Annotated in this window: 16 protein-coding genes; 9 read left to right on the forward strand and 7 right to left on the reverse strand. The window is 60.1% G+C overall.

The window, feature by feature from the left end; translation table 11 throughout:
• Positions 1-204: 204 nt before the first annotated feature.
• From K6T12_RS20210 to K6T12_RS20225, 4 genes are all read right to left on the reverse strand, one after another.
• On the reverse strand, positions 205-705 hold the full coding sequence (locus K6T12_RS20210; protein WP_222224778.1) for a universal stress protein: 501 nt from the start codon (positions 703-705) through the stop codon (positions 205-207).
• A 57-nt stretch (positions 706-762) separates the two neighbouring features.
• The gene (locus tag K6T12_RS20215) at positions 763-2106 is read right to left on the reverse strand and encodes a TRAP transporter large permease (RefSeq protein WP_222224779.1); all 1344 of its coding nucleotides are present in this window, start codon (positions 2104-2106) and stop codon (positions 763-765) included.
• A 15-nt stretch (positions 2107-2121) separates the two neighbouring features.
• Positions 2122-2682: a TRAP transporter small permease gene (locus K6T12_RS20220; protein ID WP_222224780.1), complete on the reverse strand. Its 561-nt coding sequence runs from the start codon at positions 2680-2682 to the stop codon at positions 2122-2124.
• 92 nt (positions 2683-2774) lie between these two features.
• Complete coding sequence (locus tag K6T12_RS20225) at positions 2775-3791, reverse strand: TRAP transporter substrate-binding protein (RefSeq protein ID WP_222224781.1); 1017 nt, start codon at positions 3789-3791, stop codon at positions 2775-2777.
• 477 nt (positions 3792-4268) lie between these two features.
• Between K6T12_RS20225 and folD the strand changes: the two genes are divergently transcribed.
• Positions 4269-5126, forward strand: a complete 858-nt coding sequence (gene folD, locus K6T12_RS20230) for a bifunctional methylenetetrahydrofolate dehydrogenase/methenyltetrahydrofolate cyclohydrolase FolD (RefSeq protein WP_222224782.1) — start codon at positions 4269-4271, stop codon at positions 5124-5126.
• An 805-nt stretch (positions 5127-5931) separates the two neighbouring features.
• Here folD and K6T12_RS20235 read toward each other — a convergent pair.
• Positions 5932-6327, reverse strand: coding sequence for a DUF3461 family protein (locus K6T12_RS20235; RefSeq protein ID WP_222224783.1), 396 nt, complete (start codon positions 6325-6327; stop codon positions 5932-5934).
• A gap of 555 nt (positions 6328-6882) precedes the next feature.
• Between K6T12_RS20235 and K6T12_RS20240 the strand changes: the two genes are divergently transcribed.
• Positions 6883-7983 carry a hypothetical protein gene (locus tag K6T12_RS20240; RefSeq protein WP_222224784.1) on the forward strand — a complete coding sequence of 367 codons (1101 nt, stop codon included), beginning with the start codon at positions 6883-6885 and terminating at the stop codon, positions 7981-7983.
• 63 nt (positions 7984-8046) lie between these two features.
• On the opposite strand, the gene K6T12_RS20245 is transcribed toward K6T12_RS20240, so the two are convergent.
• Positions 8047-8778, reverse strand: coding sequence for an XRE family transcriptional regulator (locus K6T12_RS20245; RefSeq protein WP_222224785.1), 732 nt, complete (start codon positions 8776-8778; stop codon positions 8047-8049).
• A 124-nt stretch (positions 8779-8902) separates the two neighbouring features.
• On the opposite strand from K6T12_RS20245, the gene K6T12_RS20250 reads away from it, so the two are divergent.
• The 6 genes from K6T12_RS20250 to K6T12_RS20275 all read left to right on the forward strand — a co-directional run bounded on the left by K6T12_RS20250 (position 8903) and on the right by K6T12_RS20275 (position 12328).
• Positions 8903-9490, forward strand: coding sequence for a hypothetical protein (locus tag K6T12_RS20250; RefSeq protein WP_222224786.1), 588 nt, complete (start codon positions 8903-8905; stop codon positions 9488-9490).
• A gap of 119 nt (positions 9491-9609) precedes the next feature.
• Positions 9610-9939 carry a DUF1904 domain-containing protein gene (locus K6T12_RS20255; RefSeq protein ID WP_222224787.1) on the forward strand — a complete coding sequence of 110 codons (330 nt, stop codon included), beginning with the start codon at positions 9610-9612 and terminating at the stop codon, positions 9937-9939.
• 85 nt (positions 9940-10024) lie between these two features.
• The gene (locus K6T12_RS20260; protein ID WP_222224788.1) at positions 10025-10636 is read left to right on the forward strand and encodes a methylthioribulose 1-phosphate dehydratase; all 612 of its coding nucleotides are present in this window, start codon (positions 10025-10027) and stop codon (positions 10634-10636) included.
• Entirely contained in the window at positions 10636-11313 is a 678-nt protein-coding gene (gene mtnC / locus K6T12_RS20265) for an acireductone synthase (protein WP_222224789.1), read from the forward strand. The genes K6T12_RS20260 and mtnC overlap by 1 nt, the downstream gene beginning before the upstream one ends.
• Positions 11314-11365: 52 nt before the next feature.
• Positions 11366-11908: a 1,2-dihydroxy-3-keto-5-methylthiopentene dioxygenase gene (locus K6T12_RS20270; protein WP_222224790.1), complete on the forward strand. Its 543-nt coding sequence runs from the start codon at positions 11366-11368 to the stop codon at positions 11906-11908.
• 9 nt (positions 11909-11917) lie between these two features.
• The gene (locus K6T12_RS20275) at positions 11918-12328 is read left to right on the forward strand and encodes a phnA protein (RefSeq protein ID WP_222224791.1); all 411 of its coding nucleotides are present in this window, start codon (positions 11918-11920) and stop codon (positions 12326-12328) included.
• A gap of 389 nt (positions 12329-12717) precedes the next feature.
• On the opposite strand, the gene mtnA is transcribed toward K6T12_RS20275, so the two are convergent.
• A complete protein-coding gene (gene mtnA, locus K6T12_RS20280; protein WP_222224792.1) occupies positions 12718-13740 on the reverse strand; it encodes an S-methyl-5-thioribose-1-phosphate isomerase in 1023 nt (340 codons plus the stop codon).
• 177 nt (positions 13741-13917) lie between these two features.
• On the opposite strand from mtnA, the gene mtnK reads away from it, so the two are divergent.
• On the forward strand, positions 13918-15120 hold the full coding sequence (gene mtnK / locus K6T12_RS20285; RefSeq protein ID WP_222224793.1) for an S-methyl-5-thioribose kinase: 1203 nt from the start codon (positions 13918-13920) through the stop codon (positions 15118-15120).
• The last annotated feature ends 234 nt before the right edge of the window (positions 15121-15354 follow it).

Raw genomic sequence — 15354 nt, forward strand, 5'->3', positions numbered from 1 at the left:
AAAATGGACAATGCCCATCAGGAACTGGAAGGCTGCCCTGAACCGCTTTATGATCGAATTTGAAGACCGCTTGGCGGACTATATTTAACCTTGGCAGTTACACAGAATTATTTACAGGGTCGATTCGGAAACACCGGGCGGCTTGAACGATCGAGCCAATCGGGCCCCGTCCATGTGTGAGCGGGGCCCGTTTCCACCATTCCGTTAATCGGACTCCAGTTCCGGCAGCGGCACGATCATCATCGGGATGCGAGAGCGGTTCAGCACGTTTTTGGCGACGCTGCCGAGGAAGGTGTGCATGATCCCTTTCTCGTGGGTGCCCATGATGATCAGGTCCACCTCCAGCTCCTTCGACAACTTGAGGATCGCCTCGGCCGGGTAGGATTCGACCACGTGGATCTCCTTGATCTGCTCGCGGATCTTCCGTTCGTCCGGGTCCACCGAGCGCCAGAACGTCTCCTGGCGTTCGGCCAGTTTTTGCTTGGCGTGGTTTAGCCGCTCCTCGAAGAAATCGCGCCGGCTGCCGGCATCCATCACGTAGGTCTTGAAAGTGATCTTGGCATCGGCCGAGAGCTTTTCGACCACGTGCAGGATGTGGATCTCGGCGCCGGTTTTCTTGGCCAGGTAGGCCGCATGTTCAAAGGCGGCGGTGGAGCCCTTGGACAGGTCGGTGCTGTAAAGGATCTTGCGGACTTCGGGTAGCATGTCGGTATCCCTCTAACAGTCGGTCGAGGCCCTTCCGCGGTGCGGAAGGGCGCATCATCAATATCCCAATAACTTCGGCAGGAACAGCGAGATCTGCGGCACGAAGGCGATGATGATCACCGCCAGCACCGACATCGCGGCGAACGGCAGTGCCTTGGCGGTGACCTCTTCCAGCGAGGTATCCGAGATACCCGAGGCGACAAACAGGTTCTCGCCCAGCGGCGGTGTCGAGAAGCCGATCGACAGGCTGCACACCATCACGATGCCAAAGTGGATCGGGTCGATCCCCAGGCTGTAGGTGACCGGCAGCAGCACCGGCGTCAGGATCATGATCGCCGCCAGGGTCTCCATGAACATGCCGACGAACAGCAGGAAGCCGATGATCAGCAGCCAGATCAGGTAGACGTTCTCGGTCAGGCCCAGCATCGATTCGGCGACGATTGCCGGAATCTGGTTCTCCACCAGCAAGCGGCCAAACACCGTGGCGGTGAACAGGATCAGCAGCACGCGGCCGGATAGCCAGGTGGTGGTTTCCAGGGCATGCACCATATCCTTCCACTTCAGTTCCCGGTGCACGAACAGGCCGATGAACAGGGTGTAGAAGATCGCCACGATGGCCGACTCGGTCGGCGTAAAGAAGCCGGAGTAGATGCCGCCGAGGATCACCAGCGGTGCCAGTACCGACCAGAATCCGGTCTTGAAGGCATTGCCGATCTGGCTGAGCGACCAGCCCTCGGCGGTGCCCATGTAGCCGGCCCGCTTGCAGCGGATATAGTTCAGCGTCATCAGGCTGATGGCCAGTACGACCCCGGGCAGGAAGCCGGCAATGAAAAGCTTGGAGATCGATACGCTCTGGAAGGTACCGTGCTTGGCGATCGCTTCAGCCGGCACGGTCAGGCCGATCGCCGAGATACCGAAGATCACCATCGGGATCGACGGTGGAATAACGATCCCCAGGCCGCCGGAGGAGGCGGTGATCGCCGAGGCATAGCCCTTGTCGTAACCGCGCTTGACCATCGCCGGAATCATCAGCATGCCGACCGCCGCGGTGGTGGCCGGGCCGGAACCGGAGATGGCGCCGAAGAACATGCAGGCCAGTACCGCCGCAGCGGAGATACCGCCGGTGACCGGCCCGGCGAAACTTTCCGCCAGGTGCACCAGTCGCTTGGAGATGCCCGCTGCTTCCATCAGCGCCCCGGCCAGAATAAAGGCCGGCAGCGCCATCAGCGGGAACGAGCCCACCGAGGTAAAGGCGATCTGGACAAATTTAATCGGGTTTTCATCGAGGTAGAGGAAGGAGGCCAGCGCCGCCACCCCCAGCGATACGGTTACCGGCGCACCCATGACCAGCAGCACCAGGAAGGACCCGAACAGAATGAGGACGATAGAAGATTCGGCCATTAGTCGACTCCCGGCTTACGCAGCGTTCTTATTGTTATTGTCGGTATCGTCGTCGTGCTCCATCAGCTCGTCGAGCTCTTTCGATTCGGGGTCACGGATATCGATACCTTTGACGAATTTGTAGTAGTTCACCTGGATGATCCGGATGGTCATCAGGGCGAAGGCGATCGGCAGAATCAGGTAGATGTACTTCATCGGTACACCCAGCGTCTGCGACTTCCAGAACAGGTTCATGCGGTTGAATACGAAGTCGTAGGCCAGGTAGACGAAGTAGCAGTTGAAGCCGATCCAGATCAGGTCGGAGAGGGCTTCCAGTGCGGTTGCCAGCTTCTGCGGCATCATCTTGTACTGGAAGGTCACCCGGTTGTGGGCGGACAATTTCGCCGCGTAGCTGGCGCCAAAAAAGACGAACCAGACGAACAGGTAGACGGACAGCTCTTCGGTCCAGGAGAACGAGTGGTCGAACAACTGGCGCGAGACAATCTGCAGGAACAGTAGCGAGACGAATACCGCCAGCAGCGTCCGGCAGATGTAGCTTTCGATATTATCGAGAATTTTCAGGATCATACGGCCCATGATGCAGCCTCCAATGGAAGTGCGCCGCGGCATGATAACTCATCACCGAAGCGCACTCTGGAACATCCGACGTGCGTTTAACGGCGGGCCGGTTAAACTTCGTCGCGGCCGAGCTGGCGCAGTACTTCGTTCAGCTTCTTCTTACCACCGATGCTGTCATAGAACTTCGGCCAGACCGCGTTAGTGGCTTTCTCGATCCACTCCTTTTCACCGTTGGCCGGTTCGGAAATCTCCATGCCACGGGTTGCCAGTTCTTTCTTGATCGCATCTTCCTGTTCGACCAACCACTTGGCGCTATGTTCGGTCGCCGCCTTGCCGGCCGCCAGAATCGCCTGCTGAGTGGCTTCATCCTGCTCCTGGAACACCGCTTCGCTGACGATCAGCGGCTCGATGGAGAACAGGTAGCGGATGTTGGTGACGTACTTCTGCACCTCGTCGAACTTCATCGCGTAGACGGTGATATACGGGTTGTCCTGGCCATCGACCACCTGCTGCTGCAGGGCGGTGAATGTTTCCGACCAGGCCATCGGGGTCGGGTTGATGCCCCAGGCCTTATAAGTGTCGATCATGATCTCATTCTTCGGTACCCGTACCACCATGCCTTGCAGGTCGTCCAGCGTGCGCACCGGCTGCTTGGAGTTGGTCAGTACCCGGAAACCGGAGTAGGCCCAGCCGATGATCCGCACGCCGGCATCGCGCAGGGTGTTTTCTACCAACTCCTGGCCCACCGGGCCCTGGGTCAGCTTCACCGCGTCATCCAGGCTTTGAATCATGTAGGGCAGCGTAAGAACGCCGACGGAGGGGGAGAAGGGGGTAACGTTGTTGATCGCCAGGATCGAGAAATCGAGGGTGCCGATGGCGGCGTCGTTGACGGTGTCCTGTTCGCTACCGAGCTGGCCGTTCAGGAACAGTTTGGCACTGTGCTTGCCACCGGAGGCTTTCTCCAGCTCGGTGACGAAGGTCTTGCCCAGCTCATGCTGGGTGCCACCGGCACCGTCACCGACGGCAATCTTGAAGTTGGCGGCATGGGTCAGCGTCGCTGCGCTTGCTGAGAAGAGGAGCCCTGCCGTCAAGGAAAGTACTTTTGCAATCTTATTCTTATGGTTCATAAGTATCTCCTGGTTAGTTGGCCCTAAGTTATGAATCTTAGGGCTGATATACGTTGTCTCGCAATCAGGTTCCGGTTTTATCAGGGGGAGAAAATGGTGAGCTATTTCACCTTTCAGCCCTTTAAACACTGTGTCTTAGCGACAGTTTCCTTGGTACCTGAGAGGGACAGCTGCCCCTGCAGCGAGATAACCAAGCCCGTTAAGCTGACAACGATATCCACCTTAACCCAAGCCGTAACCATTATTAGGGCCAGCTCCATGCCACCGCTGGAGCCAGCGTCGGGCGTCTGCCGGCTGCAGTGGTTCTCTGCTGAGGTTACGGTCGGCAGGATAACGAAGACGGGTACCAGGGGGCTGTGTCGGCATGTGGCTCCGTGAACGTCATTCGCTTGCCAAAAAACTCACTGTGAGGGTGCAAAGGGCTGCACACCGGCGTACCCTCATCAGTCCAAAAAAATACAGGGGACAGAGATAGAGATGGCTGCACTTATCCTTGACGGAAAAACATTGGCCAAACAACGTGAGGAAAAGCTGAAACAGGCTGTCGCTGAGCTGGTCCAGCGTAACGGCAACCGTGTCCCGATTTTGGCGACCATCCTGGTTGGCGACGATCCCTCATCTGCCACCTATGTGCAGATGAAAGGCAATGCCTGCCGCCGGGTGGGGATGGACTCGATCAAAGTGGAGCTGCCGCAGGACACCACCACCGAACAGCTCCTGACGACCATCGATGAGCTGAATCAGAACCCGGATGTGCACGGCATCCTGCTGCAGCACCCGGTACCGGAACAGATCGACGAGCGCGCCTGCTTTGATGCGATTGCGCTGGCAAAGGATGTCGACGGCGTGACCACCCAGGGCTATGGCCGCATGGCGATGGCGGAACCGGCGTATGGAGCGGCGACTCCAGCCGGCATCATGCAGCTGCTGGAACACTACAACATCGAGTTGGAAGGGAAACACGCGGTGGTGGTCGGTCGCAGCCCGATTCTCGGTAAACCGATGGCGGCGATGCTGCTGAACGCCAACTGCACCGTAACTATCTGCCACTCCCGCACCGCCAACCTGGTGGAGCATATCAAGCAGGCGGATATTCTGGTCGGCGCCGTGGGCCGTCCGGAGTTGATCAAAGCGGATTGGATCAAGGATGGCGCGGTGGTGATTGATGCCGGCTACCACCCGGGCGGTATCGGCGATATCGAGAAAAGCACCCCGCAAAACAAGCTTGCCGAACGTGTTGCTGCCCTGACGCCAGTGCCTGGCGGCGTCGGGCCGATGACCATCAATGCGCTGATAAGCCAGACTCTGGCCTCAGCAGAATCGGCGATGGGATGAGTGGGGACGGAGCATGGAAGCTCTGCCTGGTCGAATGACCCTGAATCACCCCGGATACTATAGGCTGCCAGCCCATCTGTCCTGCACACGCAGGTGGGCTGATTCGGCCGGCTGCAACTCACCAATTAACCTGCCCCGATAGACCGTTGAAATGCCAATCGCGTGGGTGGGCTGAACGGGCAGTTTGTGTGGGCTATCGCGGATTCGAGGAAAACATCTGCCTCAGGTGAAAATGCGTCGCGTGGGCACAAAAAACGTGCCCCCCCTACAGGGCTGCCCTTTGTAGCAGTCCGCTCCGAGGACGACCGCTTTTGGTGCCAATAGAACCATCTCTTGTCGCGGTCAGTACCTAAAGGGCATTGTTACGAGGCTGCGGAGACCGCTCTTTGTAGCAGCCCACTCTGTGGGCGACACCTTCGGACCTCACCAACCTTGTCGCGGTCGGAGCCCGCTGCTACGAGACTACGCCAACCTTGTCGCGGTCGGAGCCCGCTGCTACGAGACTGCGCCAACCTTGTCGCGGTCGGAGCCCGCTGCTACGAGACTGCGTCAATCCAGTCGCGGTCGGAGCCCGCTGCTACGAGACTGCGCCAACCTTGTCGCGGTCGGAGCCCGCTGCTACGAGACTGCGCCAACCTTGTCGCGGTCGGAGCCCACTGCTACGAGACTGCGTCAATCCAGTCGAGGTCGGAGCCCGCTGCTACGAGACTACGCCAATCCAGTCGCGGTCGGTACCCAAGGGGCATGCCAAGCCCGCTGCTACCGGGGCTCACCGGGAATCGTCGAAGAACCCTTGTTTGTCCGTTTACTCGATCTCGTTGATCTGGCGACGCATCTCTTCGATTTTGCTGTGCATTACCTTTTCCAGGTGGTCCAGATTGGCCAGGAAGCGTTCTTTCGGATCAACCGGTTCGACGTTTTGACGCTTGGCTTCCAGCGCTTTCAGTTCCTCCAGCGCCTGCAGCAACATAGGACTGATCTTTTTGACCTGGTCGTAACCTTCCGCACCACGGGCCTGCATCGGGATCGCCTGGCGACCGCGGACAAAGGTGAATTTCTTGCTGCGTGACAGGAAGGAGCCTTTCGGGCGCTTGTAGTAGATCTTAAGCACGTCGGCATTACCCTCCTGACGAAGGGTGTATTTCTCGACAGCCTCGACGGATTTGATACCCATCTTCGTCAGCGTTGGATAATCGGACATGGTCGGTATGATCCCTGAATAAAGTTCAAAAGAAGTAACAACGATTAACGAAGCAGCACGGGCCTGCTGCGCCACTTTATAAAAGCATAGTCGGCGCAAATGCAAAGCCAGGCCACAACCTCGAGGCTGTGACGGGAACCCTTTTCCAGCGTGCTGTTGTTGTTATTCTGTCAAAACGGCAGGAGACCGTTCCGGGTAGCCAAGCTACCTGCGGCTGATGCCGGGGGCGGTCGCTGCCTGAGCTCCATAGCTCAAGCCGGGCGGTCCGCTCTGGTGTGGCTGCGTTCGGCGGCAAGTCTAGGTAGTTACGCCGGAGTGGGTTAGAGCCAGATTTTATCTATGTTTAGGGCCAGGGCGCAGGCCCTGTTGGACGGTGTTTTTTCATAAGTGAAAGTTATAAAAATCATATAGATGCGGCTCATTTGTCAACTTCTTTGGCGGGTCTTGTCGCTGTTTGTACCTATCGAAATTATTCGCGCCTGACCGGCAATCTCCCTCAATTAACTCGTCCTCTTGCCGATAGCCAGCTGACCAACTGAAGGAACAGGGGCTGGCATGATTATCAGTCAAAGCGATACCGGGATGTCGATGCGTCATAACCGCTCGGAAGAGACCCGGCAGCAGGAACGGATCGAGCGGGTTCTGGTCGATGGCAGCGGCCGGATACAGCAACGCTGGGTTAGCCAATCGGACAGCGTCAGCCTGTCATCCCAGGCGATAAGTCTGGCCAAGCAGGTCGAACAGCAGGATCCGGCACTGCGGCAGCAGATGCGCGAGCGGGACAACGCCGACGATAGCGAGGCACAGGACCGCACCATCAAGCTGGATATCTTTAAATCCTCGCTGACCACTCTGAGCGTGGAAACCAGTTTCAGGAAAAGCCTGCTGGAAGCGTTGTTCGGGGTCGATCTGTCATCGGTAACCGGCGAAAGTTTTCTCGAAGCACTGAATAACCTGAAGAATGAAGCCGAACCGGTATCCGTTGGTGAGCGGGTCGGCATGCGTTACAGCGTCAGCCAGCAGTATACCGAGAGCGAGTCGATGGCGTTCAGTGCCCAAGGCGTAGTGGTCACCGCCGACGGTCAGCGGCTGGCGATCGATATCCAGCTGGAGATGGCACGCAGTTTCAGCTCCAGCAATCGCCTGGAGATGCGCGCCGGCTACCAGGTCCAGGACCCGCTGGTGATCAATTTTGCCGGCAACGCTATCGAACTGACCGACGACAAGTTCGGCTTCGACCTGGACGCCGATGGCGACGAGGAGCAGATCAGTTTCGTCGGCCCCGGCAGCGGCATGCTGACGCTGGACCGCAACGGCGACGGCCAGGTGAACGATGGCTCGGAGCTGTTCGGTGCCATGACCGGCGACGGCTTTGCCGAACTGGCCTCCTACGACGAGGATGGCAACGGCTTTATCGACGAGGGGGATTCGGTCTACAGCGAACTGCGGATCTGGGTGAAAAATGCCGACGGCGTCGACCAGCAGTTCGCCCTGGCGGACAAGGGCGTCGGTGCAATCTACCTGGGTGCGGTCCAGACACCGTTCGAGATCAAGGACCAGAACAACCAGCTGCAGGGCGTGGTGCGCAGCTCCAGCTTCTTCGTCGGAGAGGAGGGCGAGAGTGGTACCGTGCAGCAGGTGGATCTGGTGGTTTGAGTTTTTCCCGAGCCAGGCTCTCTTGGGTACACTCGCATCACGATACTTGAAGTGCCAGGAAACCTATTTTCGATACTGCTTGAACAGGCTGTACTGCCACTGACGCAACGCCAATACCAGCGTGTTACCGGCCTTGTTGTCCAGTGGCGTGCTCTGATCCTCCAGCAGCAGGCCGTTGAACTCGTCGGCCAGCCGCTGCATCTTCTTTTGCAACTCGGCGTTGGAGTGGTCGCTGAGGATGCCGTTCAACACCAGCAGTTTTTCCGAGCGCTTGTCGAACCGGGAGCGGAAGAAGTCCTCCTGCACCTTATCGAAGAAAAAACGCTGAATCGGGCCGTTGGGCCGCCAGTTGAAATTTGGCGCGACCCGCAACTTGATCCGGTTGCCCGGCAGCAGCTCGATCAGCTTGAGCCGGTCCAGTCGGGCCAGTTTCTGAATAAGCAGCGGCTGTTCGATCTGGTACAACTGCAGGATCTCCTCGTAGCTCAGGCCGTGCACCACACTGACCGCCACCAGCAGCAGCGGCATATCGGAGGCGATCTGCTGCTCCTGTTCGTGACTGAGTTCAGTCAGCCGGGGTTCGTGCAGGGCGGCGCGGCGTACCAACTCGGCAAGCTCCAGTCCGGCCAGTTCGCAGATTGCTTCAAGTCGCTTCAGGCTGAGGTTGCCGTCGGAAAACAGCCGTTTTACCGAAGCCTCGCTCAATGCCAGTACGACCGCTACGTCGGCATAGGTCTTGTCCTGCGCCTTGAGTTCCCGCTTCAGGGCCTGAATCAGCCTGCTGCTCTGGCTCATTTTGTCTCCTATCGTCGCTGCTTGCCCCGGGATAGCTCTCCGGTGATGTAATCCGCGTTTTCCATTGTGCGCCTGCCGGCTACACTGAAGGCACCCGCTTTGGATGATGGATGGAACCGTACCGATGATCAATCTGAAGGCATTCCAACGTGTTTTTTGGGGCGCGCTTTTGCTTGCTGTTTCAGGGCTGGTGCAGGCCGCTGATGAAGACTGGGCGCTGACGTTGTATGGCGCGACCCTCAGCGCGGATGGCATTGAAGATGTGCTGGGTTTCAACGCCGACTATGAAGACGACTACCAGCTGGTGGCATTGGCGCTCAGCTACCGGCTGCCGCAGCGTTTTGAATCCATAGACCTGGAATGGGAGAACCAGCTGGTCAAGCACACCGAGGGACAGGATCATTACGAGCTGAACACGCTGCTCAGCGCCCGCTGGAAGCCGTTTCCGTGGGATCATATCGTCGACACCAACCTGGCGTTCGGGGTGGGGCTCTCCTACGCCGATGAGCTGCCGCAATTCGAGGCGGACAACCATGATGAAGCGGACCAGTTCCTCGGCTATTTGTTGGTCGAACTGGAGCTGGCGCCGCCGGGCGACTCCCCCTGGAGCGCGGTGGTGCGGGTTCACCACCGCTCCGGCGCTTTTGGCCTGTTCAACGATGTGGAGGGGGCCTCCAACGCGCTGGGGCTGGGGCTGAAATACCGCTTCTGAGTACCGGCAACCCATCTTTCAACGGCAATCAACGGCAATGCCGCCAATGGTGCTGGCACCGCTACGGCGGATCGCGCACAATGCGCCCATCGATTGCCAACGTTGTTTGAGGAGAGATGATGCCGCAGATCCGACTGCGCGGCGTGGACGCCGACAAAGCCCGCCAGGGCAGCACCGAACTGGTCGACCAACTGGCCAAACTGCTGGATACACCACGCGATTACTTCACCATCGAAGTGGTCAACTCCACCTTTATCGCCGATGGCGAATTCAGTGCCGGCTACCCGTTCGTCGAGGTGCTCTGGTTCGACCGCGGTCTGGAAGCCCAGGACCGTTGCGCCGAGCTGATCACCCGCTACTTGCAGCAGCTGGGCTATGCCGATGTCGATCTCTGGTTCACCCGGCTGGACGGCCGCAACTACTACGAGAACGGCCAGCACTTCGGCTGAGTCTGCAGTCGGGGGCAGGTCGTTCGCCTGCTCCCGAAATTCCCTTACACTAGCGCTCATACGAGCAAGCTGGAACCTGACCGCGATGAACCGAACTCTCTCGCAAAGCATTATCGACGCCGGCCGCTGGATCGACAGCCAGGGCTGGTGCCCGGCCACCGGCGGTAACTTCTCCGCCCGGATCGACCAGCAAAGTGCGCTGGTTACCGCGTCCGGACGCCATAAAGGCCAGCTGACCCCGCAGGACCTGCTGCAGGTCGATATGCAGGGGCAGCCGATCGACAGCCCGCTGAAGCCGTCGGCCGAGACGTTGCTGCACACCCGGCTCTACCAACTGGACCCGCAGATCGGCGCGGTGCTGCATACCCATTCGGTCGCCTCGACCGTATTGTCGCGGCTGGCCAAGGGCGAGTGGTTCACCCTAGAGGGTTACGAGATGCAGAAGTCGCTGGCCGGCAACCACAGCCATGCCGCCGAGATCCGCCTGGCGTTGTTCGACAACACTCAGGATATGGCCGCGTTGGCCGACCGGTTGTCTGAGCGCTGGCAGCAACAGCCGCTGGCCTGGGGTTTCCTGGTACGCGGTCACGGTCTCTATGCCTGGGGCCAGGATATGGCGCAGGCGCGCCGCCATCTTGAGGGGTTGGAGTTCCTGTTTGCCTGCGAGCTGGAAATGAAACGGCTGGGAGCCAACTGATGACCATTAAAGCGATTTTGACCGATATCGAGGGCACCACCACCGATATCGATTTTGTCCATAAGGTGCTGTTTCCGTACGCCCGCACGCACCTGCCCGATTATCTGCGCAACAACCGTGACGATGCGTTGGTGGCGTCGATTCTGGAGGATGCCCGTGCCGAGTTGGGCCAGCCGGAGGCCGATCTGGAAACCCTGATTAAGGCATTTTTGCAGTGGATCAAGCAGGACAAGAAAGTCACCGCGCTGAAAAGCCTGCAGGGGCTGATCTGGGTGCAGGGCTACGACCAGGGCGACTTCACCGGCCATCTGTATGAAGATGCCCATCGTTGCCTGCAGCAGTGGCACCAGCAGGGGATCGGTCTAAATATCTTCTCGTCGGGCTCGGTCAAGGCGCAGAAACTGCTGTTCGGCTACAGCGACTTCGGCGACCTGACGCCGCTGTTCAGTGGCTATTTCGACACCACCACCGGTCATAAGCGGGAGGCGGCTTCCTACCGCAGCATCGCCGACGCCATCGGCGTGCCGGCCGAGCAGATCCTGTTTCTGTCCGATGTGATCGAGGAGCTGGATGCGGCACGTGAAGCGGGCATGCAGACGACATTGCTGGCGCGCGACCAGCTGCCGGCCGATTCCGACCACCCGGTGGTCAGCAGTTTCGACCAGATCAGCCTGTAAGCAGAGATACCAAGAACAATCATGACAATAATGCCGAACTGAGGAGATTCGTGTGAGCGCATTGACCATCTACCCGGAAGATAATCCGCAGCAGGTGCTGCTCAACAGCAACGATGGCGACGAGATCGCCCGCCAACTGGCCGACGTGGGTGTCCGTTTCGAACGCTGGCAAGCGGATCGCGAGATCGGCCCGCAGAGCAGCCCGGAGGAGATCCTGGCGGCATACGGAGCCGAGATCGAGCGGCTGAAAGCGGAACAGGGTTACGTCACCGTCGATACCATCAGCCTGGCGGCGGACAACCCGGCCAAGGACGAGCTGCGCCAGAAGTTTCTCAGCGAGCACACCCACGGCGAGGATGAGGTGCGTTTCTTCGTGCGGGGCGAGGGGATGTTCTACCTGCACCTGGGCGACAAGGTATACCAAGTGCACTGCTGCAGGGATGACCTTATCTCGGTGCCGGCCAACAGCCGCCACTGGTTCGACATGGGGCCGCAGCCGAACTTCACCGCTATCCGGCTGTTCAACAACCCGGACGGCTGGGTGGCGCATTACACCGGTGACCAGATCGCCGACCAGTTTCCGAAATTCGACTGAGGCGCAATCATGGCCAAAGGACTCGATAAGCATCAGGCACGCCAGCAGGAGCTGTCACTGTTCGGCAAGGATCTGGTACGCCGCTGCGGCTCCCAGTGCGAGATGTGCGGTGCCAGCGGCGTACCGCTGAGCATCTACGAGGTGGCGCCAGTACCGTCCGAGCCGGATTTCGATCGTTGCGCGATGTTCTGCGACAGCTGCCGCGAACAGATCGACTACCCCAAACGGCGGGACAACAACCACTGGCGCTGTCTGAACGGTGCGATCTGGTCGCAGGTGCCGATCGTCAAGGCACTGGCGGTGGCGATGCTGGACAAGCTGGCCCAGCAGGAAGCCTGGGCCAAGGACCTGCAGGAGCAGGTCTATCTGGAAGGCGACGAGCAGCAAGAGATCGATAGGATCGCCGCGGAGCTTAAGTAGCGGCTTGTTCTGTTGGTTCGTAGGAGGGGCTTCAGCTGCGACCAGCCGCGTCAGCGGCTTCTATAAGCCCAACCCGGCCGATCAAATGTATCGCCGGAGTTTTGGTCATGCCTGTGCTGGCATTACGCCGACTCGGTCGCGGCTGAAGCCCCTCCTACACAACAACTTGGTAGGGTGGGCACGTTTTTTGTGCCCACGCGTTCTCGCCGGCCAACCGCCTGCGGCGGTGGCGCCCCGGGTGGCGCCCTACAGGGCCTGCCGTAGCAGCCCGCTCAGAGGGCGACGCCGGCGGACTACGCATCTTGTCGCGGTCAGAGCCCGCTGCTACAGGTTCCGTGCTTCGTAGCAGCCCACTCTGTGGGCGATACCGGCGGATCGCCGCTTCGTTGTTAACCCAGCGTTTTCAATACACCGCCGGCGATCTGCTCGCGGTTATAGACCCCGGTGTCCAGGATCCAGCCGGTGACCAGCTCGGCCGGGGTGACGTCGAATGCCGGGTTGTAGACCGGCGCCTCGGCCGGCGCCCAACTGACCTCGCCGAAACTGCCGCTGACGCCCTGTACCTCGCTGGCGCTGCGCTGCTCGATCGGGATGGCGCTGCCGTCGGGGCAGTGGCGATCGACGGTGGTGTAGGGCGCCACCACGTAGAACGATACCTTGTGGTAGTGGGCGTTGACCGCCAGCGAATAGGTGCCGACCTTGTTGGCGAAATCGCCGTTGGCGGCGATCCGGTCGGAGCCGACCAGAATCGCATCCACCTTGCCCTGGGCCATCAGCATCGCCGCCATGTTGTCGCAGATCAGCGTGTGAGGCACGCCCAGCCGGGCCATCTCCCAGGCGGTCAGCCGGCCGCCCTGCAGCAATGGCCGGGTTTCGTCGACGTAGACATGCAGCCGCTTGCCCTGCCGGTGGGCGATGTCGATCACCCCGATGGCGGTGCCGACGCCGGCGGTGGCCAGGCTGCCGGTGTTGCAATGGGTCAGCAGGCGGCTGCCGTCGCCGACCAGCTCGGCGCCCAGCGTCGCCATCCGTTCGCACAGCTCCACATCTTCCTCGAACAGTTGCTCGGCACAGCCGGGCAGGGCGGCGGGGCCGCCGGCATCCAGTGCAGCCAGCATCCGGTCGATGCAGTTCATCAGGTTGACCGCGGTGGGGCGGGCCGCCCGCAGCCGCTCGGCATCGGTACGCAGCTGATCTGCAGAAGCTTCCTGTTCGGCCAAGTGGGCCAGCAGCAGGCTGGCGCCGATGCCGATCAGCGGCGCACCGCGGATCTGCAGCCGCTGGATCATGCCGATCATCGCGTCGGTGCTGGCGCAGGGCAGCCATATCTCCCGGTGGGGCAGCTGGTGCTGGTCGAGGACTTCGAGGGTGCCTTGCTGGTATCTGATACTGGTGGCGAGCAGGTCTTTCATAGGGCGGCCGATCCTGAATTGCGTAACGGAGGCAAAATGAGAGCGTAAATTAGCAGCAACCGCCGGTCAGGAACAGCCCCGAGGCGCCGTTCGGGCGGTTGCCGAAAGGGATGGGCAAGCCGGCCCGCTTTTGCCAGAATGGCTGCCATCATTCATCGCGAGCGTAGAACCAGAATAATGAGCTTTCGAAAATTTGAATCCGATGCCGAGGTGATCGCCTTCGCCCGGCAGAACAGCCCGATCTTCAGCAGCGAGGCCAGGCTGCATGTCGACGAGATCGGCGATGGCAATATCAACTTCGTATATCGAGTGGCCGATGGTGCCGGCAACAGCCTGATCATCAAGCAGGCGCTGCCCTATGTGCGTATCATCGGCGAGAGCTGGCCGCTGTCCCAGGACCGGATCAGGATCGAGGCCGAGGCGCTGCGGATGGCCGGCGAGCACTGTGCCGACCTGGTGCCGCAGGTTTACCATTTCGATGCGGCGCTCTGTGCCATCGTGATGGAGGATATCGGCAGCCACGACAACCTGCGTCATGCCTTGATCGCGCGCCGCCGGCTGCCGCTGCTGGCGGAGCACTTAGGCCGTTTCCTGGCCGATACGCTGTTTTTCAGCTCCGATCTTTACCTGGACGCCCACCGCAAGAAAGCGCTGGTCAAGTCGTTCATCAATCCGGACCTGTGCAAGATCAGCGAGGACCTGTTCTTCGTCGATCCCTACTGCGATCACGAGCGCAACGCCATCAACGCGCCGCTGCGGGCCGATGCCGAGGCGCTTTGGAACGACGACCTGTTGAAACTGGAGGTCGCCAAGCTCAAGGCCAAGTTCCTCAACCAGGCGGAAGCGCTGCTGCACGGCGACCTGCACTCCGGTTCGGTGTTCGCCAACGAGACCGGCACCAAGGTGATCGATCCTGAGTTTGCCTATTTCGGGCCGATCGGCTTCGATGTCGGCTCCATCCTCGGCAACTACCTGCTGAACTTCGCCGGCCAGGCCAACCTGCCGGGCGATGCCAGTGAACGACGCGATTACCAGCAGTGGCTGCTGGACGGTATGGCTACCCTGTGGCAGACCTTCGAAAGCCGCTTCCGCCAGCATATGGCCGAGCAGACCAATGACCCGAGCCTGCAGCTGCCGCAGTACGCCGATTGGTACCTGGGTCAGCTGCTTGCCGACAGCCTGGGCTACGCCGGTACCGAGCTGATCCGCCGCACCATCGGCCTGGCCCATGTGGCGGATATGGAGTCGATTACCGATCCGGCGCAACGGGCCGAGTCGGAGCGGTTGGCGTTGCAGTTGGGGCGGACATTGATTGTCGAGCGGGAACAGTTGGCCGATATGGAGGCGGTGATCCAGCGGGTTAAAGCGCTGGCCGGTTGAGCTTTTTATGCCCCCGGGGAGGTATGGGCCGCTCGGACCCTGTAGGAGGGGATTTATCCGCGACCTAAGGTAGTTACCATTGCTGGCGTGGCCGGTCGTCCTCGGAGCGGACTGCTTGTATCTCTCGTTGATGGGTGATTAGCTACCGCCCATCGCAAGGAGCCGGTGAGCCAGGCGGGCTGCGAAGTCGAAAAGACTGCCCTGTAGATGAGGCCCCGGCTCCTATTCTCTTCG

The organism is Marinobacterium arenosum (genome assembly GCF_019795155.1).
In the GTDB taxonomy this organism is placed as follows: domain Bacteria; phylum Pseudomonadota; class Gammaproteobacteria; order Pseudomonadales; family Balneatricaceae; genus Marinobacterium_C; species Marinobacterium_C arenosum.